The sequence below is a fragment of the Caulobacter sp. 602-1 genome, assembly GCF_003931565.1.
Lineage (GTDB): Bacteria > Pseudomonadota > Alphaproteobacteria > Caulobacterales > Caulobacteraceae > Caulobacter.
On the sequence record NZ_RRYI01000071.1, the window covers coordinates 1 to 324 of the forward strand.

The following is a 324-nucleotide window of genomic DNA, read 5'->3' on the forward strand; positions in this document are numbered from 1 at the left end:
GCTGGCCGGGCTGGAACACCACGACGTCGCCCACATGGCGAGGCGTGCTGTCCACCCAGTAGCCCAGCGCGCTGGCGCTGGAGGCCCACTGACCACCGTTACCGAAGCTGCCACCAACCGGCAGACCCAGCTCGGTGCGGCGCTGATAGGCGTACCACGTGCACTGACCCCACGGGTAAGTGTTTGACGCGCTCCTGCCTACAGCATGGTTCGGATTGAAACCAGCAGGCAGCACCGACTGATCCCCGTCCATCCACGCGGCAACCACCGGGTTGTTGGCGGTGTTGTGGTTCATCAAGTCGGTATTCAACGAGCTGTCCGAGT

Annotated in this window: 1 protein-coding gene; it reads right to left on the reverse strand. The window is 63.9% G+C overall.

The features are described from left to right. A partial coding sequence (locus EIK80_RS25290) for a CHAP domain-containing protein (protein ID WP_199743634.1) occupies window positions 1-295 on the reverse strand: 295 nt, incomplete at its 3' end. Window positions 296-324 lie beyond the last annotated feature (29 nt).